This window comes from Pseudomonas sp. W5-36 (genome assembly GCF_046540455.1).
Taxonomy (GTDB): Bacteria; Pseudomonadota; Gammaproteobacteria; order Pseudomonadales; family Pseudomonadaceae; genus Aquipseudomonas; species Aquipseudomonas graminis_B.
This window is the reverse complement of record NZ_JAXCIQ010000013.1, coordinates 114870-140069: the sequence shown is the minus strand read 5'-3', so window position 1 is coordinate 140069 and position 25200 is coordinate 114870. Positions and strand designations below refer to the sequence as shown.

27 protein-coding genes are annotated in these 25200 nt (G+C 62.2%); 9 read left to right on the top strand and 18 right to left on the bottom strand.

The genetic code is table 11. The features are described from left to right. Window positions 1–59: 59 nt before the first annotated feature. The 4 genes from lptE to SLW74_RS19915 all read left to right on the top strand — a co-directional run bounded on the left by lptE (window position 60) and on the right by SLW74_RS19915 (window position 3423). Window positions 60–665, top strand: a complete 606-nt coding sequence (lptE, locus tag SLW74_RS19930; protein WP_065988367.1) for an LPS assembly lipoprotein LptE — start codon at window positions 60–62, stop codon at window positions 663–665. A gap of 42 nt (window positions 666–707) precedes the next feature. Next, window positions 708–1745, top strand: coding sequence for a DNA polymerase III subunit delta (gene holA / locus SLW74_RS19925; RefSeq protein WP_065988368.1), 1038 nt, complete (start codon window positions 708–710; stop codon window positions 1743–1745). Window positions 1746–1840: 95 nt separating this feature from the next. Beyond that, window positions 1841–1999 carry an alternative ribosome rescue factor ArfA gene (arfA, locus tag SLW74_RS19920; RefSeq protein WP_037017982.1) on the top strand — a complete coding sequence of 53 codons (159 nt, stop codon included), beginning with the start codon at window positions 1841–1843 and terminating at the stop codon, window positions 1997–1999. An 86-nt stretch (window positions 2000–2085) separates the two neighbouring features. Continuing rightward, window positions 2086–3423, top strand: a complete 1338-nt coding sequence (locus tag SLW74_RS19915) for a lytic murein transglycosylase (RefSeq protein WP_065988369.1) — start codon at window positions 2086–2088, stop codon at window positions 3421–3423. Between the two features lie 85 nt (window positions 3424–3508). On the opposite strand, the gene lipA is transcribed toward SLW74_RS19915, so the two are convergent. From lipA to SLW74_RS19855, 12 genes are all read right to left on the bottom strand, one after another. Next, a complete protein-coding gene (gene lipA / locus SLW74_RS19910; RefSeq protein ID WP_410929855.1) occupies window positions 3509–4570 on the bottom strand; it encodes a lipoyl synthase in 1062 nt (353 codons plus the stop codon). Window position 4571: 1 nt separating this feature from the next. Further along, window positions 4572–5219, bottom strand: a complete 648-nt coding sequence (gene lipB, locus SLW74_RS19905) for a lipoyl(octanoyl) transferase LipB (protein ID WP_065988371.1) — start codon at window positions 5217–5219, stop codon at window positions 4572–4574. Then, window positions 5219–5494 carry a DUF493 domain-containing protein gene (locus tag SLW74_RS19900; protein WP_065988372.1) on the bottom strand — a complete coding sequence of 92 codons (276 nt, stop codon included), beginning with the start codon at window positions 5492–5494 and terminating at the stop codon, window positions 5219–5221. Before SLW74_RS19900 ends, lipB begins: the two co-directional genes overlap by 1 nt. Before the next feature lie 98 nt (window positions 5495–5592). Next, complete coding sequence (locus SLW74_RS19895; RefSeq protein ID WP_192133526.1) at window positions 5593–6753, bottom strand: D-alanyl-D-alanine carboxypeptidase family protein; 1161 nt, start codon at window positions 6751–6753, stop codon at window positions 5593–5595. A gap of 195 nt (window positions 6754–6948) precedes the next feature. Next, window positions 6949–7992 (bottom strand): septal ring lytic transglycosylase RlpA family protein, encoded by a 1044-nt coding sequence (locus SLW74_RS19890; RefSeq protein WP_410929854.1) that lies wholly within the window; start codon window positions 7990–7992, stop codon window positions 6949–6951. Continuing rightward, a complete protein-coding gene (gene mltB, locus SLW74_RS19885; RefSeq protein WP_410929853.1) occupies window positions 7992–9002 on the bottom strand; it encodes a lytic murein transglycosylase B in 1011 nt (336 codons plus the stop codon). Before mltB ends, SLW74_RS19890 begins: the two co-directional genes overlap by 1 nt. Before the next feature lie 17 nt (window positions 9003–9019). Beyond that, window positions 9020–10123: a rod shape-determining protein RodA gene (rodA, locus tag SLW74_RS19880; RefSeq protein WP_065988478.1), complete on the bottom strand. Its 1104-nt coding sequence runs from the start codon at window positions 10121–10123 to the stop codon at window positions 9020–9022. 31 nt (window positions 10124–10154) lie between these two features. After that, the gene (mrdA, locus tag SLW74_RS19875; protein ID WP_410929852.1) at window positions 10155–12053 is read right to left on the bottom strand and encodes a penicillin-binding protein 2; all 1899 of its coding nucleotides are present in this window, start codon (window positions 12051–12053) and stop codon (window positions 10155–10157) included. Between the two features lie 31 nt (window positions 12054–12084). Then, on the bottom strand, window positions 12085–12552 hold the full coding sequence (rlmH, locus tag SLW74_RS19870; RefSeq protein WP_065988377.1) for a 23S rRNA (pseudouridine(1915)-N(3))-methyltransferase RlmH: 468 nt from the start codon (window positions 12550–12552) through the stop codon (window positions 12085–12087). A 9-nt stretch (window positions 12553–12561) separates the two neighbouring features. Further along, the gene (gene rsfS / locus SLW74_RS19865; protein WP_065988378.1) at window positions 12562–12981 is read right to left on the bottom strand and encodes a ribosome silencing factor; all 420 of its coding nucleotides are present in this window, start codon (window positions 12979–12981) and stop codon (window positions 12562–12564) included. Window positions 12982–13047: 66 nt separating this feature from the next. Beyond that, on the bottom strand, window positions 13048–13692 hold the full coding sequence (gene nadD, locus SLW74_RS19860) for a nicotinate-nucleotide adenylyltransferase (protein ID WP_167355788.1): 645 nt from the start codon (window positions 13690–13692) through the stop codon (window positions 13048–13050). Window positions 13693–13774: 82 nt separating this feature from the next. Further along, the gene (locus SLW74_RS19855) at window positions 13775–15049 is read right to left on the bottom strand and encodes a glutamate-5-semialdehyde dehydrogenase (RefSeq protein WP_410929851.1); all 1275 of its coding nucleotides are present in this window, start codon (window positions 15047–15049) and stop codon (window positions 13775–13777) included. 643 nt (window positions 15050–15692) lie between these two features. Between SLW74_RS19855 and SLW74_RS19850 the strand changes: the two genes are divergently transcribed. Together SLW74_RS19850 and SLW74_RS19845 are read left to right on the top strand one after the other, a co-directional pair. After that, window positions 15693–16376 carry a DNA-3-methyladenine glycosylase gene (locus SLW74_RS19850; protein ID WP_410929850.1) on the top strand — a complete coding sequence of 228 codons (684 nt, stop codon included), beginning with the start codon at window positions 15693–15695 and terminating at the stop codon, window positions 16374–16376. Window positions 16377–16380: 4 nt separating this feature from the next. Continuing rightward, window positions 16381–17697 carry a bifunctional DedA family/phosphatase PAP2 family protein gene (locus SLW74_RS19845; protein ID WP_410929849.1) on the top strand — a complete coding sequence of 439 codons (1317 nt, stop codon included), beginning with the start codon at window positions 16381–16383 and terminating at the stop codon, window positions 17695–17697. Window positions 17698–17754: 57 nt separating this feature from the next. Here SLW74_RS19845 and SLW74_RS19840 read toward each other — a convergent pair whose 3' ends face one another. Genes SLW74_RS19840 through SLW74_RS19830 form a run of 3 tightly spaced genes read right to left on the bottom strand, consistent with a single transcriptional unit; the run spans window position 17755 to window position 19431 of the window. Then, entirely contained in the window at window positions 17755–18345 is a 591-nt protein-coding gene (locus SLW74_RS19840) for an LON peptidase substrate-binding domain-containing protein (protein ID WP_065988382.1), read from the bottom strand. Window positions 18346–18355: 10 nt separating this feature from the next. Next, entirely contained in the window at window positions 18356–19066 is a 711-nt protein-coding gene (locus SLW74_RS19835) for an LrgB family protein (protein ID WP_410929871.1), read from the bottom strand. Between the two features lie 2 nt (window positions 19067–19068). Continuing rightward, on the bottom strand, window positions 19069–19431 hold the full coding sequence (locus SLW74_RS19830) for a CidA/LrgA family protein (protein ID WP_410929848.1): 363 nt from the start codon (window positions 19429–19431) through the stop codon (window positions 19069–19071). Between the two features lie 196 nt (window positions 19432–19627). Between SLW74_RS19830 and SLW74_RS19825 the strand changes: the two genes are divergently transcribed. The 3 genes from SLW74_RS19825 to SLW74_RS19815 all read left to right on the top strand — a co-directional run bounded on the left by SLW74_RS19825 (window position 19628) and on the right by SLW74_RS19815 (window position 22793). Then, entirely contained in the window at window positions 19628–20083 is a 456-nt protein-coding gene (locus tag SLW74_RS19825) for a MaoC family dehydratase (protein ID WP_065988385.1), read from the top strand. 171 nt (window positions 20084–20254) lie between these two features. After that, a complete protein-coding gene (locus SLW74_RS19820; protein ID WP_410929847.1) occupies window positions 20255–21949 on the top strand; it encodes a C13 family peptidase in 1695 nt (564 codons plus the stop codon). Window positions 21950–22151: 202 nt separating this feature from the next. Then, window positions 22152–22793 (top strand): oxidoreductase, encoded by a 642-nt coding sequence (locus SLW74_RS19815; RefSeq protein ID WP_410929846.1) that lies wholly within the window; start codon window positions 22152–22154, stop codon window positions 22791–22793. A 138-nt stretch (window positions 22794–22931) separates the two neighbouring features. Here SLW74_RS19815 and SLW74_RS19810 read toward each other — a convergent pair whose 3' ends face one another. From SLW74_RS19810 to mpl, 3 genes are read right to left on the bottom strand one after another with little or no spacing between them, the layout of a single operon-like run. Then, entirely contained in the window at window positions 22932–23219 is a 288-nt protein-coding gene (locus SLW74_RS19810; RefSeq protein ID WP_410929845.1) for a YceK/YidQ family lipoprotein, read from the bottom strand. After that, complete coding sequence (gene ubiX / locus SLW74_RS19805; protein ID WP_410929844.1) at window positions 23212–23841, bottom strand: flavin prenyltransferase UbiX; 630 nt, start codon at window positions 23839–23841, stop codon at window positions 23212–23214. Before ubiX ends, SLW74_RS19810 begins: the two co-directional genes overlap by 8 nt. After that, the gene (gene mpl / locus SLW74_RS19800) at window positions 23838–25187 is read right to left on the bottom strand and encodes a UDP-N-acetylmuramate:L-alanyl-gamma-D-glutamyl-meso-diaminopimelate ligase (RefSeq protein ID WP_410929843.1); all 1350 of its coding nucleotides are present in this window, start codon (window positions 25185–25187) and stop codon (window positions 23838–23840) included. The genes ubiX and mpl overlap by 4 nt, the downstream gene beginning before the upstream one ends. Window positions 25188–25200: the final 13 nt, after the last annotated feature.

Genomic DNA, 25200 nt, shown 5'->3' with positions numbered 1-25200 from the left:
CCGCATAAATTTCAAGAACCCGGGATGCCGGGTTCTAACGGATTCAAGGGAGCAACAAGATGATCAAACGCAATCTGCTGGTAATGGGACTCGCGGTTCTGCTGAGCGCCTGCGGTTTCCAGCTGCGCGGCACCGGCACCAACGCCCTGTCGATCAAGGAACTGGACGTGAGCGCGCGCGACGCTTACGGCGACGTCGTCACCCAGCTGCGTCAGACCCTGACCAACAGCGGCGTGCACGTCTACACCGGCGCCCAGTACAAGCTGTTCATCGCCCGTGAAGACGAAGCCCAGCGCACGGCGAGCTACGCCGGCTCCGGTCGCTCCGCCGAATACGAGCTGACCACCGTGCTCAAGTACGAAATTCACGGCAGCAAAGATGTTCTGCTGCTTGATGACTCCGTGCAGTCGCAGAAAGTCTTTGTCCATGACGGCAACAACCTGATCGGCTCTGACCAGGAAGCCGATCAGATCCGTAAGGAAATGCGCACTGACCTCGTGCAGAAAGTGCTGGCCCGTCTGCAGCAGCTGACACCTCAGCGCCTTGACGAGCTGCAAGCCAAAGCCGACGCCGCTGCCCGCGCCCAGGCGGATGCCGAAGCCGCTGCTCAGCGCATTCGCGACGAGACGCCACAGCAGTCGCCTATCGAAATCCCGTCCAAGTGACGGCGTCGGGGCCGGTTCGCCGGCCCTGATCTTTTCTGACCCATGAAACTCGCCCCCGCCCAGCTTTCCAAACACCTTCAAGGTGCGCTTGCGCCTGTCTACATCGTCAGCGGCGATGACCCGCTGCAATGTCAGGAGGCGTGCGACGCCATCCGTGCGGCTGCGCGCCAGCAAGGCTATGACGAACGTCAGGTGTTCAGCGCCGACTCGAGCTTCGACTGGGGCACCCTGCTTCAGGCGGGCGCGAGCATGTCGCTGTTCGCCGAGCGCAGGCTGCTGGAGTTGCGCCTGCCGTCCGGCAAACCCGGCGACAAAGGCGCCGCCGCACTGCTGGAATACTGCGGCCGCCCTGCCGAAGACACGCTGCTGTTGATCAGCCTGCCCAAGCTCGACGGCTCGGCGCAGAAAACCAAATGGGGCAAAGCGCTGGTCGAAGGGCCGCAGACACAGTTCGTGCAGATCTGGCCGGTGGACGCCAGCCAGTTGCCGCAATGGATTCGTCAGCGCCTGTCACAGGCCGGCCTCGCAGCGACCCCGGACGCCATCGAACTGATCGCGGCGCGGGTTGAAGGCAACTTGCTCGCCGCTGCGCAGGAAATCGAAAAGCTCAAGCTGATGGCCGAAGAAGGCCAGATCACGGTCGAGACCGTGCAGGCGGCGGTGGCCGACAGCGCACGCTTCGATGTTTTCGGTCTGACTGACGCCATCCTCAACGGCGAAGCGGCCCACGCGCTGCGGATGCTCGAAGGCCTGCGCGGCGAAGGCGTCGAACCTCCGGTCATTCTCTGGGCGCTGTCCCGCGAGCTTCGCGTGCTGGCCAATCTGGCGTTGCAGTTCAGTCAGGGCATCCCGCTGGACAAAGCCTTCAGCCAGGCGCGTCCGCCCATCTGGGACAAGCGCAAGCCGTTGATGAGCAAAGCCTTGCAACGCCACTCGGCGCGACGCTGGGGCCAGTTGTTGATGGACGCCCAACACATCGACGCGCAGATCAAAGGCCAGGCCCAGGGATCGGTCTGGAGCAGCCTCAGTCGTCTGACGCTGCTGATGGCGGGGCAACGGCTGGCATTGCCGGCGGAATAATCTGTAACGTTTCGATAGCTCAGGTTAATTGGACAGCGGCGCCTAACTGGCAGAATATCCCCGCTGCTCCACCCCACCACTTGAGCGAGAACGCCATGAGCAAAGCCAAAAAGCGGCCGAACAAGGCCAAATCCATCATCGCCCAGCCACTGTTCCGCAGCCGTCAGGAACAACCTGGCAAGGGCAAAGGCAGCTACCGCCGCGAAGCCTTCCAGTCTAAAAGCTGGGAGGCTTCTTCCGTTATGGCGGCTTGAAAACTTCAGGTTACTGACTGACGCCCCACCGACAGGGCCGGCATGTTAAGGTCTGCACCTTCCGGTTTAGCCCTGTGGACCCCAGAATGCCCCCAAGCTTTCCCCGTCGCTGGCACCTCCGCCAGTTGATCGCCGCTTCCAGCCTCTTCGCGCTGGTCGCCTGTGCCGAGCAGCCTACCGCTGCCGTTGCCACCCCGCTCCAGGCCGCACCCGCGGCGCAAGTCGTCAAAAGTCTGCCCGTGCCCTCCGGCGCTGTTGCGCAACCTGACGACGGTAACTTTGAAATCCAGCCCGCAATGACCTTCAGCGAGTGGCAGAGCCAGTTTCGTGCTCTCGCGCTGAACGCGGGTGTGCGCCCGGAGGTGTTTGATAACGCATTTGCCGGCGTCACGCCGGACATGAGCGTGGTCAAGGCCGATCGCAGCCAGCCGGAGTTCAGTCGTCCGGTGTGGGAATACCTCGACGGCGCAATGTCCGCCGTGCGTGTACGCAAGGGTCAGGCCCTGCTCAATCAATACGCCGACGCGCTGAGCGCCATCGAGCAGCGTTATGGCGTCGATCGCCAGGCACTGGTCGCCGTGTGGGGGATGGAGAGCAGCTTCGGTCAGTTCCAGGGCACGCAGTCGGTGATTCGCTCGCTGGCGACGCTGGCCTATGAGGGACGCCGACCACAGTTCGCCCAGGATCAACTGATCGCCGCGCTGCAGATCATTCAGCACGGCGACATCGATGCGCCGAGCATGCTGGGCTCCTGGGCTGGCGCCATGGGCCAGACGCAGTTCATACCGACGACCTACAACACCCACGCGGTGGATTTCGACGGCGACGGTCGCCGTGATATCTGGAACTCCCCCACCGACGCACTGGCCTCCACTGCACATTACCTGCAAAGCTCGGGCTGGCAGAAAGGCCAGCCCTGGGGATTCGAAGTGCAGCTGGCTCAGGGGTTTGACTACGCCCTGGCGGACGCCTCAACGCGCAAATCCATCGGCGAATGGCAGCAGCTGGGCCTGAAGCTGCCGAGCGGCTCTGCGCTGCCGGCCAATCTGCTGCAACAACAAGCCGCCTTGCTGCTGCCTGCGGGCTATAAAGGCCCGGCCTTTCTGGTGATGGATAACTTCCGCGCCATCCTGAAGTACAACAACTCGTCGTCCTATGCGATGGCGATCGGCTTGCTGTCCGAACGATTCAGCGGCGGCGGTTATGTGCAGGGAAGCTGGCCGCGCGGTGATCGTCCGCTGAGCCGCACCGAGCGTATCGAGCTGCAGACGCTGCTCTCGGCCCGGCAGTACGACGCAGGCGCGCCGGACGGGATCATCGGCGCCAACACGCGCAAGGCGATTCGCAGCGCGCAGCAATCCTTTGGCTGGCCTGCGGACGGGTATCCAACCCAGGAACTGCTGCAGCAGTTGCGCCAGCCTTAACTGCGCAGAATGAAACGCAACACAAAAAAACGGGCCGGATATTTCTATCCGGCCCGTTTTGCTTTCTGCGTCAGCGACGCCGTGATCAACCCGCCGTGAGCAGCGACTTGACCAGCTTGGCTTGCTCGTCCGCATGGTACGAGGAACGGACCAAGGGGCCGGAGGCGACGTTCTTGAAGCCCATTTTGTAGCCTTCTTCGGCGAACCAGTCGAATACGTCAGGGTGCACGAAGCGCTGCACCGGCAGGTGGTTGCGCGACGGTTGCAGGTACTGACCCAGGGTCAGCATGTCGATGTTGTGCTCGCGCATGCGCTGCATGACTTCGATGACTTCTTCATCCGTCTCGCCCAGGCCCAGCATCAGCCCGGATTTGGTCGGCACGTGGGGGACCATTTCCTTGAAACGCTTGAGCAAGGTCAGCGACCACTGGTAATCCGAACCCGGACGCGCGGCCTTGTAAAGGCGCGGTACGGTTTCCAGGTTGTGGTTGAAGACGTCTGGTGGCGTCGCGGCGGTGATTTCCAGCGCGATGTCCATACGGCCACGGTAATCCGGGACCAGGGTCTCCAACTGCACGTTCGGCGACAGCATGCGGATTTCGCGGATGCAGTCGGCGAAGTGCTGCGCGCCGCCATCGCGCAGGTCGTCACGGTCCACGGAAGTGATCACGACGTACTTGAGTTTGAGGTCAGCGATGGCGACGGCGAGGTTCTTCGGCTCATCGGTGTCCAGCGCCTTCGGACGGCCATGGCCGACGTCGCAGAACGGGCAGCGACGGGTGCAGATGTCGCCCATGATCATGAAGGTCGCGGTGCCGCCAGAGAAGCACTCGCCCAGGTTCGGGCAGGACGCCTCTTCGCACACGCTGTGCAGCTTGTGCTTGCGCAGCAGCGCTTTGATGCGGTCGACTTCCGGCGAGACCGGGATACGCACACGAATCCAGTCCGGCTTCTTCGGCAGATCGACCGTCGGAATGATCTTCACCGGGATGCGCGCGACTTTTTCCGCACCGCGCAATTTCACGCCGGCTTCCACTTTAGGACGCGCCACACGCTCAGGCGTGGCCACGTTCACCGTCGGGATCAGGGTTTGTACGGCATTCTCTGTATTCACGACAGTGTCAGCTGCCTCATACGCAGTAGTCATATCAATCGATTCCGCCCGTTAGGGTCGTCTGCTCAGCGTAGTCGAGGTGGTTGACGAGCTGCGCACGCAGCCGGGCACTAACCTCGGCAAATTCAATCGGACCTGCCTGTTCGCGCAGCTGGGTCATTGCCAGCCCCGCATACCCGCAGGGATTTATCCGTTTAAAAGGGTCCAGATCCATATCGACGTTCAGCGCAAGGCCATGAAACGAACAGCCGTTACGGATGCGCAGCCCCAGTGAGGCAATCTTGGCGCCGTCGACGTAGACCCCTGGCGCATCAGCCTTGGCTGTGGCGGTGACACCATAACCGGCCAGCAGGTCGATCAGGCTGTGTTCGATCCGGGTGACCAGGTCGCGAACGCCAAAGCCCAGACGGCGCACGTCCAGCAGCAGATACGCCACCAGTTGGCCGGGGCCATGATAAGTCACTTGGCCGCCGCGATCGACCTGCACCACCGGGATATCCCCCGGAAGCAATAAATGCTCGGGCTTGCCGGACTGGCCCTGGGTGAAGACAGGCGGATGCTGCACAAGCCAGACCTCATCGGCGGTTTCGCGGTCGCGGCCGTCGGTGAAGCGTTTCATCGCCTGCCAGGTGGGCTCGTAGTCGGTCAGACCGAGTTCACGAAAGCCCAGAGCCGCGCCCATCACAGCACCATGTGCACGAAGCCGGTGGCCCGCAATTCGCTGTTGATGTCGTAAAGCTGGTCTTGCCCGGTGGCAATGATGTGCAGCTGAACGGTGGTGTACTTGCCGTTGCTGCTCTGGCGCTCGGCCAGGGTTTTCATGTCGACGGTGGCGTGCTTCTCAAGAATCTCGATGACCTTGTCTTTGAAGCCCACGCCCGTGTCGCCGATGATCTTGATGGGATAGTCGGCGCAGGGAAATTCGATTTTTGGCGCTTTTACTTCGGTATCTGTCATGGCAGTAACGGCCTCGTAAGCCGGAAAACGGACAGGCCCCCGGCGCGGTCGGCGACGGGGGCGTACGGAGCAACGGTCAGCGTTTGATCAATCGTTGATCAGTTGAACAGACCGTAGAAGAACAAGCGGATGCTATCCCACAGGCGGCGGAAGATACCACCCTCCTCGACGGCGTCCAGAGCGATCAGGTTGGCACTGTGCACGACCTTGTCGTCCAGCTTGACCTCAACCTTGCCGATGACGTCGCCTTTGGCGATCGGCGCAACCAGCTGTGGATTCATGGTCATGCTCGCGGCCAGCTTCTTCAGCTCGCCTTTTGGCATGGTCATGGTCAGGTCTTCAGCCAGACCGGCTTTGACTTGACGCTCTGTGCCTTTCCAGACCGGCGCCTGAGCCAGTTCGGTGCCCTTCTGATAGAAGGTCTGGGTTTCGAAGAAACGGAAACCGTAGGTCAGCAGTTTCTGGGTTTCGGCAGCACGAGCTTGCTCGCTGTTGGTGCCGAACACGACAGCAATCAGACGCATGCCATCACGCACGGCCGAGGACACCATGCAGTAGCCGGCTTCTTCGGTGTGACCGGTTTTCAGACCGTCGACGGTCTTGTCACGCCACAGCAGCAGGTTGCGGTTTGGCTGTTTGATGCCGTTCCAGAAGAACTCTTTCTGCGAGTAGATCGCGTAGTGCGCCGGGTCTTCGTGGATGATCGCGCGCGCCAGCAGGGCCATGTCATGGGCGGTGGCGTAGTGATCAGGGTTCGGCAGGCCGGTCGGGTTCATGAAGTGGCTGTTGACCATACCCAGGTCGGCAGCGGTCTTGTTCATCAGGTCGGCGAAGGCGTCTTCGCTGCCGGCGATGTGCTCGGAAAGCGCAACGCTGGCGTCGTTACCCGACTGAATGATGATGCCGTGCAGCAGGTCACTGACGGTGACCTGGCTGCCCACTTTGATGAACATCCGCGAACCGCCGGTGCGCCAGGCGTTTTCGCTGACGGTCACCGGGTCGTTTTCGCCGATCTGGCCACGACGGATTTCCAGCGTGGCGATGTAGGCGGTCATCAGCTTGGTCAGACTGGCCGGTGGCAGGCGCTGGTCGCCATTGTTTTCGACCAGAACGTTGCCACTGTTGGCGTCCATCAGCACATAAGCCTTGGCAGCCAGTTGCGGTGGCGATGGCGTCATCTGTTCGACCGCAAACACGGCAGGCGTGGTGAATAGCGGGATAAGCAGGCAAAGGCGTTTTGCAAAGCTGGTGATGTTCATCCGTCTCTCGAAAATGCTAATGGGCAAACATGCCCTTGCGGGCAAAGCGGGTGCCGGGCTACCCCGGCAAACGGGCTCACATTCTACAGAACGTGCCGTGAAAAGCTGCTGACAACGACAAACCCGGTCGGCATGTCGTCGGTCAGGCAGCGAAACGCGCCTCCGTTGCCGGGGCGTTAATCGCTGATGAAAGCGTTACTGGTCCGACGTGACGACGCTTGGCGAGCCGAGATTGGCCGACCTTACGCTGTTTTGCAGCTGCTGGGCTTCACCCGGCGTGTCGACCGGTCCCATCCGCACGCGATAGAGCGTCTGTTGGTTGCGCGCGATCGAACTCACGAACACCGGCGCGCGGACCATCCCGCTCAATTTCGACCTCAGGAGTTCCGCAGCGTCCGGGTTGGCGAAGGCTCCCACTTGGAGAAACAGCCCAGACGCTTGTCCGGAAGCGTTTTTTTTTGCGTCGATCGGCACGGGCGTGACCGGAGCGGCGTGTTGCTGCGGTGGCGGCGTCCATTGCTCGATCGTGCCGGCCGATGCGGTAATCACCGGAGCCGCTGCCTGCCGAGGCGGCGGATTGCTGCTTGCCACTTGCGGCTGATCCAGCATCAGCGGCGCCGGTTTGCCGCGCTGCGCCCAATACTGGGAAGGGTCGATGCCTTCAACTTTTACCCGCGCCGTGCCGTTTTCGGCATAACCGAGCTTCTTCGCCGCGGCATAGGACAGGTCGATGATGCGGTCCGAATAGAACGGGCCGCGATCGTTGACCCGCAGGATCACGGTGCGGTTGTTGTCCAGGTTGGTCACGCGAACATAGCTGGGCAGCGGCAGCGTCTTGTGCGCCGCGCTCATGCCATACAGGTCATAGACTTCGCCGTTTGCCGTGTTCTGCCCGTGGAACTTGGTGCCGTACCACGACGCCGTTCCGGTCTGGGAATAGGTCCTGGAATCGCTGAGGGGGAAATAGGTCTTGCCCAGCACAGTGTACGGGTTGGCCTTGTACGGGCCGGTGTGCAGGGTCGGAATGGCATCGGGGATGCGCGACACATCAACGTCCCACCATGGCGCGCCGTCTTTGTGCGCCCTGTTGATGTCCAGCCCTGGCTGCGAGCGAATGACGTTGCCCTGCTGCCGCTGCGTCGTTGTCGTCGGGCGGCTGGTCGAGCAGCTGACGATCAGCACCGTCAGTGCCGTGAAGGCCATCAGTTTCAATGGTTGGTGCATCGGCAGTGGCCGCATTACTTGACGTCCCGGGCTTGAACAAGCATTTCAGACAGTTGATGCACGGCCATGGCGTACATCACGCTGCGGTTGTATCGCGTGATTGCGTAAAAATTCTTCAGGCCCATCCAGTATTCAGGGCCTTTGTCGCCATCGAGGCGAAATGCCGTGACCGGCATGTCGTCGCGCAGCGCATCATGACTCGCCCAGCCCAACGCTCGCAACTCCCCAACAGTCTTCACCGGATCGATGCCTGGGCTCAAGCCCTGATCGACGCGGTCACCGCGCACGTCCGCGCGGCTGACAACCGGCTGGCCGGCCACCCAGCCGTGACGCTGAAAGTAGCTGGCCACGCTGCCGATTGCATCGTCCGGGTCGTTCCAGATGTTGATGTGGCCATCGCCGTCGAAGTCCACTGCATAGGCGCGGAAACTGCTCGGCATGAACTGGGGCAAGCCCATCGCCCCGGCGTAGGAGCCTTTGAGCGTCAGCGGATCGACCTGCTGTTCGCGGGACAGCAACAGGAACTCGCGCAGCTCCTTGCGGAAAAAGTCGGCGCGCTGGGGATAGTCGAACGCCAGGGTCGACAATGCGTCCATCACCCGGTAATTCCCGGTATTGCGGCCGAAAAACGTCTCGACGCCAATGATCGAAACGATCACCTGAGCGGGCACGCCGTACTCGTGCTCGGCGCGCGCCAGGGCGGCCTCGTGCTGACGCCAGAAGTCGACGCCCCGGGCAACGCGGGCGTCGGTGAGGAACATCGGGCGATAGTCTTTCCACGGTTTGACGCGTTCGGCAGGCCTGGAAATGGCATCGAGGATTGCCTGCTTGCGCTGCACATCGCGGAACACATCGATCAGTTGTTCACCCGCGAATCCATAATCGCGGGTCATTTCGCTGACGAACTGGGCGACTTGAGGAGAGCCGTCATAGTCACCGGCAAGTGATTCCTGCACTAAGCCGAAGATGCCCATCAGACCGACCAGCGGCGCATATCGAGCAGCCCAGCCACGCACTACTTGCATTGAGTTCTTCACCTTAATCAAACCTGAGCGATCCATTTGCGATGCGTATGGACCGACATCAAAACACCAAACGCTGACAGCAGCGTCACCAGCGAAGTTCCGCCGTAGCTAATGAAGGGCAACGGCACGCCTACGACCGGCAGCAGACCGCTGACCATACCGATATTGACGAAAACGTAAACAAAAAAGGTCATGGTCAGGCTGCCCGCGAGCAGCTTGCCGTAGAGCGTCTGCGCCTGGGCGGTGATCACCAGCCCGCGGCCGATGAGCAACAGATAGATCAGCAGCAGCGCGCAAATCCCCACCAGCCCGAATTCCTCGCCGAGCACCGCAATGATGAAGTCGGTGTGACTTTCAGGCAGGAAGTCCAGGTGCGACTGCGTCCCCATGAGCCAGCCTTTGCCGAACACGCCGCCCGAACCGATCGCCGCCTTGGATTGGATGATGTTCCAGCCGGTGCCGAGCGGATCGCTTTCCGGGTCGAGGAAGGTCAGGATCCGCTGCTTCTGGTAGTCGTGCATGAAGAAGAACCACATGCCGACTGCGACCGGGACCGCTGCCGCCACCACGCTGATGATCCAGCGCCAGCGCAGGCCGGCCATGAACAGCACAAAGGTGCCGGAGGCCAGAATCAGCAGCGAGGTGCCGAGGTCCGGCTGACGCACGATCAGAATGAACGGCAGACCGATCAACCCGAGGCTCACCGCCACGTGCTTGAGGTGCGGCGGCAGCGTGCGCTTGGACAGGTACCAGGCGATGGTCGCCGGCATGATGATCTTCATGAATTCCGAGGGCTGAAAGCGGATGACCCCGGGAATGTTGATCCAGCGCGTCGCGCCCATGGCGTTGTGGCCCATGACATCCACCGCCACCAGCAGCAGAACGCCGATCACGTAGGCGGCGGGCACCCAGCGGGCCATGAATCGGGGTTCAAGCTGCGCGATGACGAACATCGACACCAGGCCGATGCCGAAGGAGGTCGCTTGCTTGATCAGCAGGTCCCAACTCTTGCCGCTGGCCGAATACAGCACGAACAGACTGCCCGCCGCCAACGTCAGCAGCAGGATCAGCAGCGGGCCATCGACGTGAATCTTCTGCAGAAACGTGGCGCGACGGCGCATCACATCTTCGCTGGACAGGATGCGGTCGAAATTACTCTTCACGGGCCGCGGTCTCCGGAGGCTGTGCATTGCTGGCGTATTCGGGTTTCAGATGGCCCTGAGGATCAAGCAGCCAGGCGTCCATGACCTGCCGCACCACCGGCGCGGCAACGCCCGATCCCGACTCGCCGTTTTCGATCATCACCGCAACGACGATCTTCGGGCTGTCGGCCGGCGCAAAGCCGACGAACAAGGCGTGGTCGCGGTGGCGTTCCTGGACTTTCGAGCGGTCGTACTTCTCGCCCTGCCGAATGGCCACGACCTGGGCCGTACCGCTCTTGCCGGCGATGCGGTACTGGGCACCGATCGCGGCCTTGCGCGCGGTGCCGCGAGCGCCGTGCATCACTTGCTGCATGCCGTGGTTGACCTTGGCCCAGTCCGACGGATCACGCAGGACGATGTCAGGCATCGGGTTGTGGTCCACCGGCTTCTGCCCTTCGACGGTCCTGGCCAGGTGCGGGCGGTTCCATTTGCCTCTGTTCGCCACCAGCGCGGTGGCCTGGGCCAACTGCAGCGGGGTGGCCTGCATGTAGCCCTGGCCGATCCCCAGAATGAGTGTTTCACCCGGGAACCACGCCTGCCGCCGGGTGACACGTTTCCAGTCACGGGACGGCATCAGGCCGGGGGATTCTTCGAACATGTCCAGCGAGACTTTCTGGCCGATGCCGAACTTGTTCAGGTAGGCCGACAGCCGATCGATCCCAACCTTGTGGGCCAGATCGTAAAAGTAGGTGTCGTTGGAGCGCATGATCGCCGTGTCCAGATCCACCCAGCCATCGCCGGTGCGGTTCCAGTTGCGGTATTTGTGGTCGTAGTTCGGCAGCATGTAATAGCCGGGGTCGAACACCCGCGTGCTCGCCGTGATAACGCCGGTGTCGAGACCGGCAATCGCCACCGCCGGCTTGATCGTCGAACCCGGTGGATACAGGCCCCGCAAAATACGGTTGAACAGCGGGCGGTCGACTGAATCTCGCAGTTCGGAGTACGCCTTGAAGCTGATTCCGGTGACGAACAGATTCGGGTCGAAGCTCGGCTGGCTGACCATCGCCAGCACCTCGCCGGTGCTTGGGTCCAACGCCACCACGGCGCCGCGACGCCCGGCCAGCGCGGCTTCGGCGGCTTCCTGCAACTGGATGTCGAGGCTCAGGACGATGTCCTTGCCGGGCACCGGATCGGTCCGTTTGAGCACGCGCAAGACGCGGCCGCGGGCGTTGGTTTCGACTTCTTCGTAGCCGACCTGGCCGTGCAGCTCGGGCTCGTAAAAGCGCTCGATACCGGTTTTGCCCATGTGGTGAGTGCCGCTGTAATTCACGGGATCGAGGCTTTTCAGCTCTTTCTCGTTGATCCGCCCCATGTAACCCACCGAGTGGGCGAAGTGCTCGCCCTGCGGATAGTGACGAACCAGCTGCGCCACCACTTCAACGCCCGGCAGCCGGAACTGATTAACGGCGATACGGGCGATTTGCTCTTCGGTCAGCTCGAACAGAATGGGCACCGGCTCGAACGGCCGTCGCCCCTGCTTCATGCGTTTTTCGAAGATGATCCGATCATCCGGCGTCAGCTCAAGCACTTGAACGATGGTGTCCAGCACTTGGGTCCAGTCACCGGAACGTTCGCGGGTCATGCTCAGGCTGAAGCTCGGCCGGTTGTCGGCAATGACCACGCCGTTGCGGTCGTAGATCAGCCCGCGACTCGGCGGAATCGGCTGCACGTGAACGCGATTGTTCTCGGACAGCGTCGAGTGGTACTCGTACTGGATGACCTGCAGGAAATACAGCCGCGCGATCAGAACGCAGATCAGCACGACGACCGCGACTGCACCGACCACGACTCGGCTGCGCACCAGGCGTGCGTCCTTTTCGTGGTCTTTCAGGCGGATCGGCTGAGACATTTAGGGCAGGTTCACAGTGAAGGCAGCGGCGCTACTTGTGATAAGGGTGACCGGACAGCACGGTCCAGGCACGATAAATCTGCTCGCCGATGAGGATGCGCACCAGCGGGTGCGGCAACGTCAGTGGCGACAACGACCAACGCTGCTCGGCCCGTGCACAGACTTCCGGCGCCAGCCCTTCCGGACCGCCGACCATCAAGTTGACCGTGCGCGAATCCAGACGCCAGCGATCGAGCTCGCCCGCCAGTTGCTCGGTGCTCCAGGGCTTGCCATGCACTTCAAGCGTGACGATCCGCTCGCCCGGCTGCACTTTCGCCAGCATGGCCTCGCCTTCCTGACGGATGAGGCGTGCCACGTCGGCGTTCTTGCCACGGGTATTGAGCGGAATTTCCACCAGGTCCAGCGCCAGCTCGGATGGCAGACGCTTGGCATACTCATGCCAACCCTCTTCCACCCACTTGGGCATGCGGGAACCGACAGCGATCAGACGCAGACGCACAACGACGCCTTAGGCCTGGTCTTTGTTCAGCTTGTCGAAATGCTCGTGAGCGTTTTCCGGGCTGTGGTGTGCAGCGCTGGCCGAACGGCTCTGCTCGGCACCGGCCCACAGACGCTCGAGGTCGTAAAACTGGCGAGCGGAGGCGGTCATCATGTGAACGATGGCGATGTCCAGGTCGAGCAGCACCCAGTCGCTGTCGCCCTTGCCTTCTTCGCCCAGCGGCTTGAGGCCCTGCTTTTTGACTTCTTCGCGGACCTTGTCGAGCATCGCGTTGATCTGGCGGTTGGAGGTACCGGTCGCGATGACCATGTAATCAGTGATGCTTTGTTTGTCACGAACGTCCAGCACCTGGATATCCTGGGCCTTGACGTCTTCCAGGGCAGCCCTGATCACTTCGATGATTGGGTTTACAGCGCGTTTGTCAGTCATAAAAAACTCTTTTAACTCGTATGTTTGGGCGTTTCTTCGCGCACTTGGCTGCGTAGCAACACACCTTCAGTTCGACGCACGGTACAGCCCGTGCGTATCGATATAGGCCAGTACCGCGTCTGGCACCAGAAAACGTACCGACTTACCGCTGGCCAGCAGTTGACGGATCTGGGTGGCAGACACCGAAAGCGGCGTCTGCCAGACGAACGTAATCTTTCCGCCGGGCCCCTTGAGGGCCTTTGGATCACTGACGGCACGTCCCGCGAGCAGATTTCGCATCGCATCCGGGGACTCGCTGTCGGCGTCCGGGCGTTGCAGCACCACGATATGGCAGTGCTCCAGCAACTCTTCCCACCGATGCCAGGAAGGCAGCCCGCAAAAGGCGTCCCAACCCAGCAATAAAAATAGCTGGTCATCGGCGGCGAGTTCCGCGCGCATCGACTCCAGCGTGTCGATCGTGTACGACGGCTTGTCGCGCAACAGCTCGCGATCATCCACCGTCAAGGGTGGCACCCCGGCGACCGCGCACTGCACCATCGCCAGACGGTCCTGCGCCGACACGCTCGGCGTGTCGCGATGAGGCGGTCGGGCGCTGGGCGTCAGGCGCAGCTCATCGAGTTCCAGCAGTTCGGCAACTTCCAGTGCGCCACGCAAATGGCCAATGTGCACCGGGTCGAACGTGCCGCCGAGTATGCCGATGCGCTGTGGCACCCGTGCCGTGTTCAGCGGAACCGCAATCGGATCGGCCATTGCCTGCGCGCCGCTGCCTGAAGCCTGACCGACGTGGGCCAAGTCAGACCGGCCCCTGCCCGCGCAACTGCGTGCCATCGCCGACGACGATGTATTTCTCGCAGGTCAGGCCTTCAAGCCCCACGGGACCGCGCGCGTGAATCTTGTCGGTCGAAATGCCGATTTCCGCACCCAGGCCGTATTCGAAACCGTCGGCAAAACTGGTGGGCGCGTTGACCATCACCGAACTCGAGTCGACTTCAGCCATGAAGCGGCGAGTCTGGGCTTGCGAGTCGGAGATGATGGCGTCGCTGTGATGCGAGCCGTAGTGATTGATGTGTTCGATGGCTTGGTCCAGACCGGTGACGATGCGGATCGACAGGATCGGCGCAAGGTACTCGGTGTGCCAGTCGTCTTCGGTGGCCGGCAAGACGTCGATCAGGTCGCGGGCGCGCTCGCAGCCGCGCAGTTCGACGCCTTTCTCGCGGAACTGGGTAGCCATGGGCGGCAGGAAGTCTGCGGCGATGGTTTGATCGACCAGCAGGGTTTCCATCGCGCCGCAGATGCCATAACGGTAGGTCTTGGCGTTGAAGCTGATGCGCTGGGCAGCGGCCAGGTCGGCATGGGCACTGACGTAGACGTGGCAGATGCCGTCCAGGTGTTTGATGACCGGGACTTTGGCGTCACGGCTGACGCGTTCGATCAGGCCTTTGCCTCCACGCGGCACGATGACGTCCACGTACTCCGGCATGGTGATCAGTGCGCCAACGGCGGCACGGTCGGTGGTTTCGACGACTTGTACGACGGCGGCCGGCAAACCTGCGTCATCAAGGCCGCGCTGGATGCAGGCGGCGATGGCGCGGTTGGAATGTATGGCTTCGGAGCCGCCACGCAGGATGGTGGCATTCCCGGATTTGAGACAGAGGCTGGCGGCGTCGATGGTTACGTTGGGACGCGACTCATAGATGATGCCGACAACGCCGAGTGGCACGCGCATTTTGCCGACCTGGATGCCGGAGGGCTGGAAGTTCATGTCGCGCAGGGTGCCGATGGGGTCTGGCAGGCTGGCGACCTGGCGCAGGCCGGCGATCATGCTGTCGATGCGGGCCGGGGTCAGGGAGAGGCGTTCGAGCAGAGCGGGTTCGAGTCCATTGGCGCGGCCAGCGGCGAGGTCTTGTTCGTTGGCGGCGGTCAGCTCGGCACGGGAAGCGTCCAGCGCGGCAGCGGTGGCTGCGAGGGCGCGGTTCTTCTGTGCGGTGCTGGCACGGCCGATCACGCGGGAGGCTTCGCGGGCGGCGCGACCCAGGCGGGTCATGTAGTCAAGAACGGACTCAGTCATGGTCTCGGGGGTCTTGGCAAATGGGAAAGCGGCGGATTATAGCTGTCGGGCGTGCTGAACGACAGCGGCGACAGGCGGATGGTCGGAATAAGGAGGTTTTGTTCAGTGAACCAGGCCCACCGAGCGTGGATTCCGCCTAACGGCGGAACTGTTTCGCCTTCTGCGAGTTACTTGGAAAAGCACCCCAAGTAACCAAGGGTGCCTGCTCCCGGTTGGGCCCGACTTCGTCGGGTTCCTTCACTCCGGTCTCGCTCCGTGGGCCCGCGCCGAACGGACATCCATGTCCTGACGGCGCTCTCGCCGCATCCCTGCGGCTCGGCCCACTGCGCGAGACCTGCGTTCAGCCTGCACCCAAGTCGCGTTTGGCGGTGTCTGGAAATCTTGCGTACGAAGATCAAGATCAAAAGCGCGTTTAGGCAGATCAAGAGCTTCCCGGCTGAAGCCGGTCTACAGGGATCGCCGCCGGGAAGGCCGCCCGTGGGCACTGGCGTTGGGAGGGGACTCGTTGGGAGGGGACTGATTTATTTACAACGCTTCACCGTAAATTAATCTGTCCCCGGGTTCGCGGCCGCTCTCACCCATTCAGCTCCAATTAAGGCCGATGTTGATATGATCGCGGTCCATTCTCTGACTGCATTTGTTTATGCCTGACCAATCGCCACGCGCCCTGCCGGACAGTTTTTTTCATCGCGACGCGCAGACGCTTGCCCGGGAGTTACTCGGCAAGGTCATTCGTCACAAGGTCGACGGGGTGTGGTTGTCGGCCCGGATTATTGAGACGGAGGCGTATTACGTGGCCGAGAAAGGCAGTCATGCGTCCCTCGGTTACACGGAAAAACGTAAGGCTTTGTTTCTGGAAGGCGGGCACATTTATATGTATTACGCCCGCGGCGGTGATTCGCTGAATTTCAGTGCGGAGGGCCCGGGCAATGCGGTGTTGATCAAATCGGCCTATCCCTGGGTCGATGCGGTGTCCGATGAGAACGCCCTCGCCCGCATGCTGCTGAACAATCCCGACGCCAGTGGCAACGTGCGCACGCCCGAGCGGCTGTGCGCTGGACAGACATTACTGTGCAAGGCGCTGGGCCTGAAGGTGCCGATGTGGGACGCCAGGCGCATCGATGAAGAGCAACTCTTTGTCGAGGACGTGGGTCAGCGACCGCCGCGGATTATTCAAACCACGCGCCTGGGCATTCCCGCCGGGCGTGACGAGCACCTGATGTACCGGTTCGTTGACGCCGCCTATGCCCGCTTCTGCACACGGAACCCGATCAGACGCGGGCAAGTCGAAGGGCGCGACTATATTCTCATCGAGCAAGGAAACTGAACCCATGGGCGCATGGCTCGACAGCATCACCTCTTGGCTAAGCGCCAACCCTTCCTGGCTCGGCGCGGCGATTTTTATCGTCGCGTTCATCGAATGCCTGGCGATTGCCGGCATCGTCGTCCCCGGCACCGTTGTGCTGTTCGCGATTGCCGCACTGGCCGGCAGCGGGATACTCCCATTGAGCGAAGCGCTTTTGCTGGGCTTCCTCGGCGGTATCCTGGGCGACCTGGTGTCGTACTTCCTCGGCCGGCGCTTCCATCAGAGGATTCGTCAATTGCCGGGTCTGCGCAGTCACCCGGAGTGGATCGGCAGCGCCGAGAACTACTTTCAGCGCTACGGCATTGCCAGCCTGCTGGTCGGCCGCTTCATCGGCCCGCTGCGCCCTATGCTGCCGATGGTGGCCGGGATGTGCGACATGCCGTTCGTGCGCTTTGCCGGCGTCAGCCTGATCGCCGCGGCCGGATGGTCCGTGGCCTATATTCTGCCGGGCTGGGCGACCGGTGCTGCGATCCGCCTGCCGCTGCCGGAAAACTTCTGGCCCCAGGCTGCCGTGGTGGGCGGCGGGCTGGCGCTTCTGCTGGGCATCAGCATCCAAAGCAGCCTGCGACAAAAGCCCTACGCGACGAAAGTTATCGCCCTGACCTGCTTCATTTTGCTGGCAAGCGTTTTCCTGGGCTGGCCGTACCTGGCCGATTTCGATCAGGGCATCATGACTGTGGTGCAGGCCAGCCGGAGCGCTGCAGCCGAGAACTTCGTGGTGATGGTGACGGGCCTGGGGGATTTCCGGACTCAGTTCTGCGCGGCCGCCCTGCTGACCATCCTGCTGGTCGTCACGCGGCAATGGCGCCATGCAATCTTCGTAATCGGTACCACCCTTGGCGCGGCGTTGATCAATCAGAGCATGAAATACACTTTCGCCCGCGCACGGCCTGAGGTCCTGACGGAGGCGCTCGGGACTTACAGCATGCCGAGCGGACATGCCTCGGCCTCGTTTGCGCTATTCATGTCGCTGGCGGTGCTTGCCGGCCGGGGTCAGCCGGTTCGGCTGCGATTGACCTGGCTGTTGCTGGGCGGGATTCCGGCGCTGGCGATCGCCATGTCTCGGGTGTATCTGGGGGTGCACTGGCCGACGGATGTCACGGCCGGGATGCTGCTGGCGTTTTTCACCTGCGCCGCGAGCCTTGCCTTCGTGCAGAACAAGAAGCCGTTGGAGGCGCTGCCAATCAAGGTGTGGTGGCTGGTGCTGCCGGCGATGGTGGCGCTGTTCGGCGGGTTCGGTCTGCACTCGTTCCCCCACGGTTTGATCCGCTACCAGTACTGACGCGACGTGCATGCGGCCCGGCGGGGTAACGAGCCGGGCTGCGAGCAACATCTAGCATCAGGCCTGCATGTCGCCCTGCATTTCGTCGAGCAGGTCCTGAATCGCATCAAGCCGTTCTTCGGCGTCTTCGATTTCCAGCAGCTCGATCTTGTCTTCTTCCGCGAACGGCAACAGGTACGCCAGTTGATTGGCCAGCGAGTGCTGACCGCTGGCGGTGAGGCCCATGTTCAGCGCGGCCACCATCGGGTGTTCAGCCAGCGCAGCGAGCAACGCGACCAGATCGTCGTCCTCTTCCTGCAGCGGTTGCTCCTGGGGATCGTCCAGCCACTCGACTTCGCCGACCAGCAGGTTGTCGCGCTGGGTGCTGTAGTCCTTCACCCGAAAGCGTCGAGCCCCCACAACGCGAATGCCGAGCAGGCCGTTATCCTGCTTCTGGAAATCGGTCACCCGTGCTTCGCAGCCGATCAGCGAGAAACCGTCCGGCACGTCGCCCGTCTCACTGCCTTCAGTGATACAGACCACGCCGAAGCCTTCGCCCTGCTTCATGCAGCGGCCAATCATGTCGAGGTAGCGCGCCTCGAAGAGCTGCAGATCGAGCACGCACCCCGGGAACAGCACGGCATTCAGTGGAAACAACGGCAACGACATAAACCCATCCTCAAGCAACCAGAGACACCGCCAACGGCAGGAACAAGGCCGTGGCGACACCCATCAAACTCATTGCCAGCGCCGCGAAGGCGCCGCATTCCTCACTTTCCTGCAGGGCCGCCGACGTACCCACCGCGTGGGCCGTCAGCCCGAGGGCCATGCCTCGCGCTTCCGGGCTGGTTACCCGCGCCAAGGTCAGCAGACCGGGGCCGAATATGCCGCCGATCACCCCGGTTATCAACACAAACACCGCGGCCAGCGCCGCCACGCCGCCAATCTGCTCGGCCACCAGCATGGCGATCGGCGAGGTGACAGACTTGGGCGCCATAGTCATCAGGATCATGTGATCCGCGCCGAGCAACCAGCCCAGGCCCACGCACAGCCCGGTGGCCAGCACGCCACCCACCACCAGCGTAGTCAATACCGGCCAGAACAGTTGCCGGATGCGCCGCAGATTCAGATAAAGCGGCACCGCCAACGCAACCGTGGCGGGGCCCAGCAGAATGCTGAGGATTTCAGTGCTCTTGCGGTACTCGACGTAGGACAGTCCGCAGCTCACCAATACGCCAATCACCACCAGCATGGAGATGAGCACCGGTTGCAGAAACACCCAGCGGGTTTTCTCGTAACCGGCCAGCACCAGTTGATAAGCGCCCAGCGTGATGGCGATGCCGAACAAGGGGTGATGAATCACCGACAGCCAGGCGCCGTGCCAGTCCAGACTCATAATGGCTCCCGGCGATTGGCCTGGCGGTCGATGAGTTTCTGCATCAGCCAGCCGGCGAAGGTCAGCGAGACCATCAGAGAAATCACCAGCGAGCCGACGATCGCCCAGAAATCTTCGGCGATCTGGTCCGCATACACCATCACGCCCACGGCAGGCGGTACCAGCAGCAGCGGCAGGTAGCGCAGCAGGCTGCTGGCCGCCAGGCTGATGGGTTCGCTGACTTCGCCGCGGGTCATCAGGTAGATCATCAGCAGCACCAGCCCGATGATCGGGCCGGGCAGGATCGACAGAAACAGGTGATTGAGCGCGGTTCCGATCAGTTGGAACAGCACAAGCCAGGTCAGGCCTCTTAGCAACATAGAAAACTCCAGCAGATTCGCGCCGACATTATAGGCACGCCACCCGCTCTGCCTATGGGATGGCATTCGCCAGTTGACGGAACGTTGACCCGCGCGGTGCGGCGTGCTGATCTTCAGTGCCAAGCAATAACAGCGCCGACGCCACGCTGCCTGTGAAGATCGCGCGCAAAAACAATAACTGACAAGGAGAGTAACGATGCCCCACGTACCCGTTGCAGAACTCAAACGCTATGAAGGCAAGGACCTGGGATGCTCCGAATGGCTGACCATCGATCAGGCGCGCATCAATCTGTTCGCTGAGGCCACCGGCGACTTTCAGTTTATCCACGTTGATCCGGTGAAAGCGGCGCAAACCCCGTTCGGATCGACCATCGCCCATGGCTTTCTGTCGCTGTCGCTGATCCCCAAGCTGATGGAGTCCCTGATGGTCGTGCCCGAAGGCATGCAGATGGCGATCAACTATGGCCTGGACAGCGTGCGATTCATTCAGCCGGTGAAAGTGAATTCGCGCGTTCGTCTAAAAGTCACGCTGGCGCAGGTCACCGAAAAGAAGCCCGGCCAATGGCTGCTCAAAGCCACGGCAACGCTTGAAATCGAAGGCCTGGACAAGCCCGCGTTCATTGCTGAACCGCTTTCGCTGTGCTTCGTATAACCCCGCCGTCCCTCTACAAAGCCTCTGCAAACCTTCCAGAAACATGAAACAGTCGTAACAGACTGTTTCATGAGCGTTCCTCGCTGCGGCATACTCGCTGCGGCTGTGTGAGCGACTCGATACACGTACGCGATCAGATCACGCCGAAACATCTTTTTTTCGGGATTTACCATGCGCGCGTTTGCTCCTTTGGCCCTGACCTTCCTTCTTACCGCTTGCGGCGACGGCGAATCGCTGTTGCCCCCGGACGCTCGCCTGCCCGACGGCGGACGCTATCGCGGCGACGTGATCAATGGCGTGCTGCAAGGCAAGGGCCGGATCGATTACCCCAATGGCAGCTGGTACGCCGGGGAATTCAAGAGCGGGCAATGGAACGGCCAGGGCGAGTGGCACGCCAGCAACGGTGACGTGTACCGCGGCGGTTTTCAGGACGGGCTTTTCCATGGCCAGGGCTCGCTGACGACCAGCGCCGGCAGTTACGTCGGCGGCTACAAGCTGGGGCGGCGCGACGGGGAAGGCACGCTGAAAGAGCACGGCATGAGCTATCGCGGCGAGTTCAAGGCCGACCTGTACGACGGCGCCGGTCATCTGGAACTGGACGACGGCAGCGAGTATCAGGGCCAGTTCGCCCACGGCAAACCCAACGGCGAAGGCCAGCGCAACGATTCGGCGGGCAACCAGTTCAGCGGCAAGTTCGTCGATGGCCAGCTTGAAGGCACGGGCAATTTCGACAGCGCCGATGGTGATCAGTACGTCGGCGGCTTCCATAACAACCAGCTCAATGGCCGCGGTCGCTACGAAAACGCCGATGGCGATGTCTGGTCGGGGCAGTTCAAGGATGGCGCGTTCACCGGCAAGGGCGAGTTGATCGGCTCCGATGGCACCCGCTATCAAGGGGAGTTCAAGAACTGGCGCTTCGCAGGCTCAGGCAGCCTGAAGCTCCCGGACGGCAGCGTGTACATCGGCCAGTTCGAGAACGATAACTATCAAGGCAGCGGCGTGCTGACCACGGCGGACGGCGAAGTCCAGAGCGGCACCTGGTCCAACGGCCAGCGCGTGCGCGATGCGGCCGGAAAGCTGCTGCCGGACCCGCTGGAAATGGGCCTGCTCGCCCAGGGCGCCCTGGTCGAAAAAGCCCTCGCCGCCGTGCCCGCCTCCACGCCGGCCATCGAGCTGTACAGCCTCGTCGTGGGTGGCGATGGCAAGCAGAGCGTGTTTCTGCGCGAGGCCGATTACGTGAACAAGCTGCTCGCCACGCGCTTCGGTGCGTTTGGCCAGATCACGCTGGTCAACCATCGCGATCACATGGCCGATCGCCCGCTGGCAACCCGCGAAACCATCAGCCGCGCCGTGCAGACGTTGGCCAAGCGCAGTGGTCCGGAAGATTTGATCTTCATTTACCTCACCAGTCACGGCACCCATGAACACGAGCTGGTGCTGGATCAGCCGCGCCTGGAGCTGTCCGACCTGCCCGCCAACGAGATGGCCGGCGTGCTGGCGCCGCTGAAGAATCGCGATAAGGTGGTGGTGATTTCCGCGTGCTATTCGGGCGGTTTCATTCCGGCGATCAAGGACGAGCGGACGATGGTGATTACCGCATCCCGTGAGGACCGGGTGTCCTTTGGCTGTTCTGAAGAGGCGGATTTCACCTACTTCGGCGAGGCGCTGTTCGGCAAGGCGCTGGTGGAAACCGACGATCTGGTGCAAGCGTTCAATGAGGCGAAAGACATCGTCGCCCAGCGTGAGACGGACGAAAGCTTCGAAGCCTCCGAGCCGCAGATGTGGGCACCGAAAGGCGTGGTCAACCATTGGCGGCAGCTGCGCAAAAGTCAGGCAGAGCGCGCGCTGAATACCGTTCGACGCTGAGTCCCATCGCACCCAATGCAGGATCGGCTTCAACCGGGAAGGGGCCGGGCGGGTCCGCCTGCAAACCGGTTCCGACAGATTGATCCAGGCTCAAGTGCGGGATGCGCGAACATTTCATGTGTTTTTGTGAAACCCTCCCGCTACGCCCGCAGTCTGTTCCGGTACAGCGCCTATGCTTGTGGCGTATCAAGGGAGAAAGATCATGTACTTGACGCCTCAGCACATTTTGCTTGCCGGAGCTACCGGATTGACTGGCGAGCACTTGCTCGACCGCCTGCTCAACGAACCCACTGTCACCCGCCTCCTCGCCCCCAGCCGTCGCCCCCTGGCTGAACACCCACGTCTGGAAAACCCGGTCGGCGATCTCCAGAGTTTGCTGCCCACCCTCGAAGGTCCTGTGGACATCGCCTTCTGCTGCCTGGGCACCACGATCAAACAGGCCGGTTCCCAGGATGCCTTCCGGGCCGTCGATCTGGACATGGTCGTGGCATTTGGCAAACGTGCTCGCGAGCTGGGGGCGCGTCATCTGCTGGTGATCAGCGCAGTGAACGCGGACCCGCAATCGAGCATCTTTTACAGCCGTGTGAAAGGCGAGATGGAAGAAGCGCTGAAGCTTCAGGGCTGGCCGCAGCTGACCATCGTCCAGCCGTCGTTGTTGATTGGCGAGCGGCAGGATCAGCGTCTGATGGAGCAGCTGGCCGGGCCGATTGCCAAGCTGATTCCCGGCAAATACGGCGGCATCGAAGCCTGCAACCTCGCCCGCGCGCTATGGCGCCTGGCGCTGGAAGAGCAGGACGGCGTGCGGGTGGTTGAATCGGATGATTTGCGGCGGCTGGGGAAGTAGCGCCAAGCTGATCCGGCTGACGACACAAACGGTGTAGGAGTGAGCTTGCTCGCGATCAGGTTCTGACAGTCACCATTAATGGAACGGTCAGACCGCAATCGCGAGCAAGCTCACTCCTACAGGGATCGCCGTTCTGAGTTACATCCCGCCCGTCGCCTGAAACCCCACACCCAGCGCGGTCAGAATCGACAATGGCAGCAGCAGCGTGTCGAGGAGCGCGCTGCCGGGCAGGTCGAGCATCGGGTGTTTCGGCGCCTCGGTGCCAAAGCGATCCTTCTCGCAGCAGCCCCCTTCAATGGCGTACAGATCCAGTCGCGTGCCGGCATAAACGACCGGCGCGCCGGGCTGATTGGCGTCGAGAGTGCGCACGGTCGAGCAGCCTGTCGTCAGCAACAGGCCCAAGGCAATGACGACGAGCTTATTCATCGGCGCCAAAATGATGCTCGCCCCAACGCGGCAGCATGTCCTGCGGGATGTTGAGCAGGTTCAGAATCCGCGCGACGACGAAATCCACCAGATCGTCGATCGTCTGCGGCTGGTGATAGAAACCGGGCGACGCCGGCAGAATCACCGCGCCCATGTGCGACAGCTTGAGCATGTTCTCCAGGTGGATGCTGGAGAACGGCGCCTCGCGGGGCACCAGGATCAACTGCCGGCGCTCCTTCAACGTCACGTCTGCGGCGCGCTCGATCAGGTTGTTGCAGGCCCCCGTGGCGATTGCCGACAGCGTACCGGTCGAACACGGCACCACCACCATCGCACTCGGCGAGCCTGAACCGGACGCCACTGGCGACATCCAGTCTTCCTTGCCGTACACCCGAATCTGGCCCGCTGTCGCGCCGGTGTATTCGTTGAGGAAGGCCTGCATCATCTGCGGTTTGGGCGGCAGATTGACGTCGGTCTCGGTGGCCATGACCAACTGCGCGGCTTTGGAGATGAGGAAGTGTACTTCGCGGTCCTCGCGCACCAGGCAGTCCAGCAGGCGCAGGCCGTATTGCGCGCCGGACGCGCCGGTCATCGCCAGGGTAATGCGTTCCGGGCCGCTCATTGCAGGGCCTCCGCGAGTTTGCCGTGCAGGCCGCCGAAGCCGCCGTTGCTCATGATGACCACGTGGGTACCGGGCTCTGCCTGGTTTTTCACAAGCTCGATAATGCCGTCGAGGCTGTCGCACACCAACGATGGAATGGTGCACTCCGCGGCGGTTGCCGCCAGATCCCAACCCAGATTGGCCGGCGCATACCAGACCACCTGATCCGCCTGGACGACGCTTTCCGGCAGGCCGTCGCGGTGGGCGCCGAGCTTCATGGAGTTGGAACGGGGCTCGACGATGGCGATGATCGGCGCATCGCCAACCTTTTTGCGCAGTCCATCCAGCGTGGTGGCGATGGCGGTCGGGTGGTGGGCGAAGTCATCGTAGATAGTGATGCCGCGCACTTCGGCGACCTTCTCCATGCGCCGCTTCACGCTCTTGAACGCACTCAGCGCGTCGACGCCCTGCTGCGGCACCACACCAACGTGGCGGGCAGCGGCGAGGGTCGCCAAGGCATTCGCCACGTTGTGCTGGCCGGTCATGCCCCAATCGACGACGCCTTGGACCGCACCTTCGAATAGCACTTCGAATTTCGAGCCGTCTTCGCTGAGCAGGTTCGCCTGCCATTGACCGCCCTCGCCCGTGGTTTGCACCGGCGTCCAGCAGCCCATTTGAATCACGCGCTCAAGGGCGGGCTCGGTGGTCGGGTGAATGACCAGGCCTTCGCTCGGGATGGTGCGCACGAGGTGGTGGAACTGCCGTTCGATGGCCGGGAGATCGGGGAAGATGTCGGCGTGATCGAATTCCAGGTTGTTGAGGATGGCGGTGCGCGGGCCGTAATGGACGAACTTGGAGCGCTTGTCGAAGAAGGCGCTGTCGTATTCATCCGCCTCGACGACGAAGAATGGCGTTTCGCCCAGGCGCGCCGAGACATCGAAGTTCTGCGGCACGCCGCCAATCAGGAAGCCCGGGGCCATGCCAGCGTGTTCCAGCACCCAGGCGAGCATGCTGCTGGTCGTGGTTTTGCCGTGGGTGCCGGCGACGGCGAGCACCCAGCGACCGCGAAGGACGTGATCGGCCAGCCATTGCGGCCCGGAAACGTAGGGCAGGCCCTTGTTCAGGACATGTTCGACCGCGGGATTGCCGCGCGACATGGCGTTGCCGACCACCACCAGATCCGGTGCCGGTTCGAGGTGCGAAGGGTCGTAACCCTGCATCAACTGAATGCCCTGCGCTTCGAGCTGCGTGCTCATCGGCGGGTAGACGTTGGCATCGGAGCCCGTGACTTTATGGCCCAGATCCTTGGCGAGCACCGCCAGCGAACCCATGAACGTGCCGCAGATACCCAGAATATGAATGTGCATGACCGACCTCTTA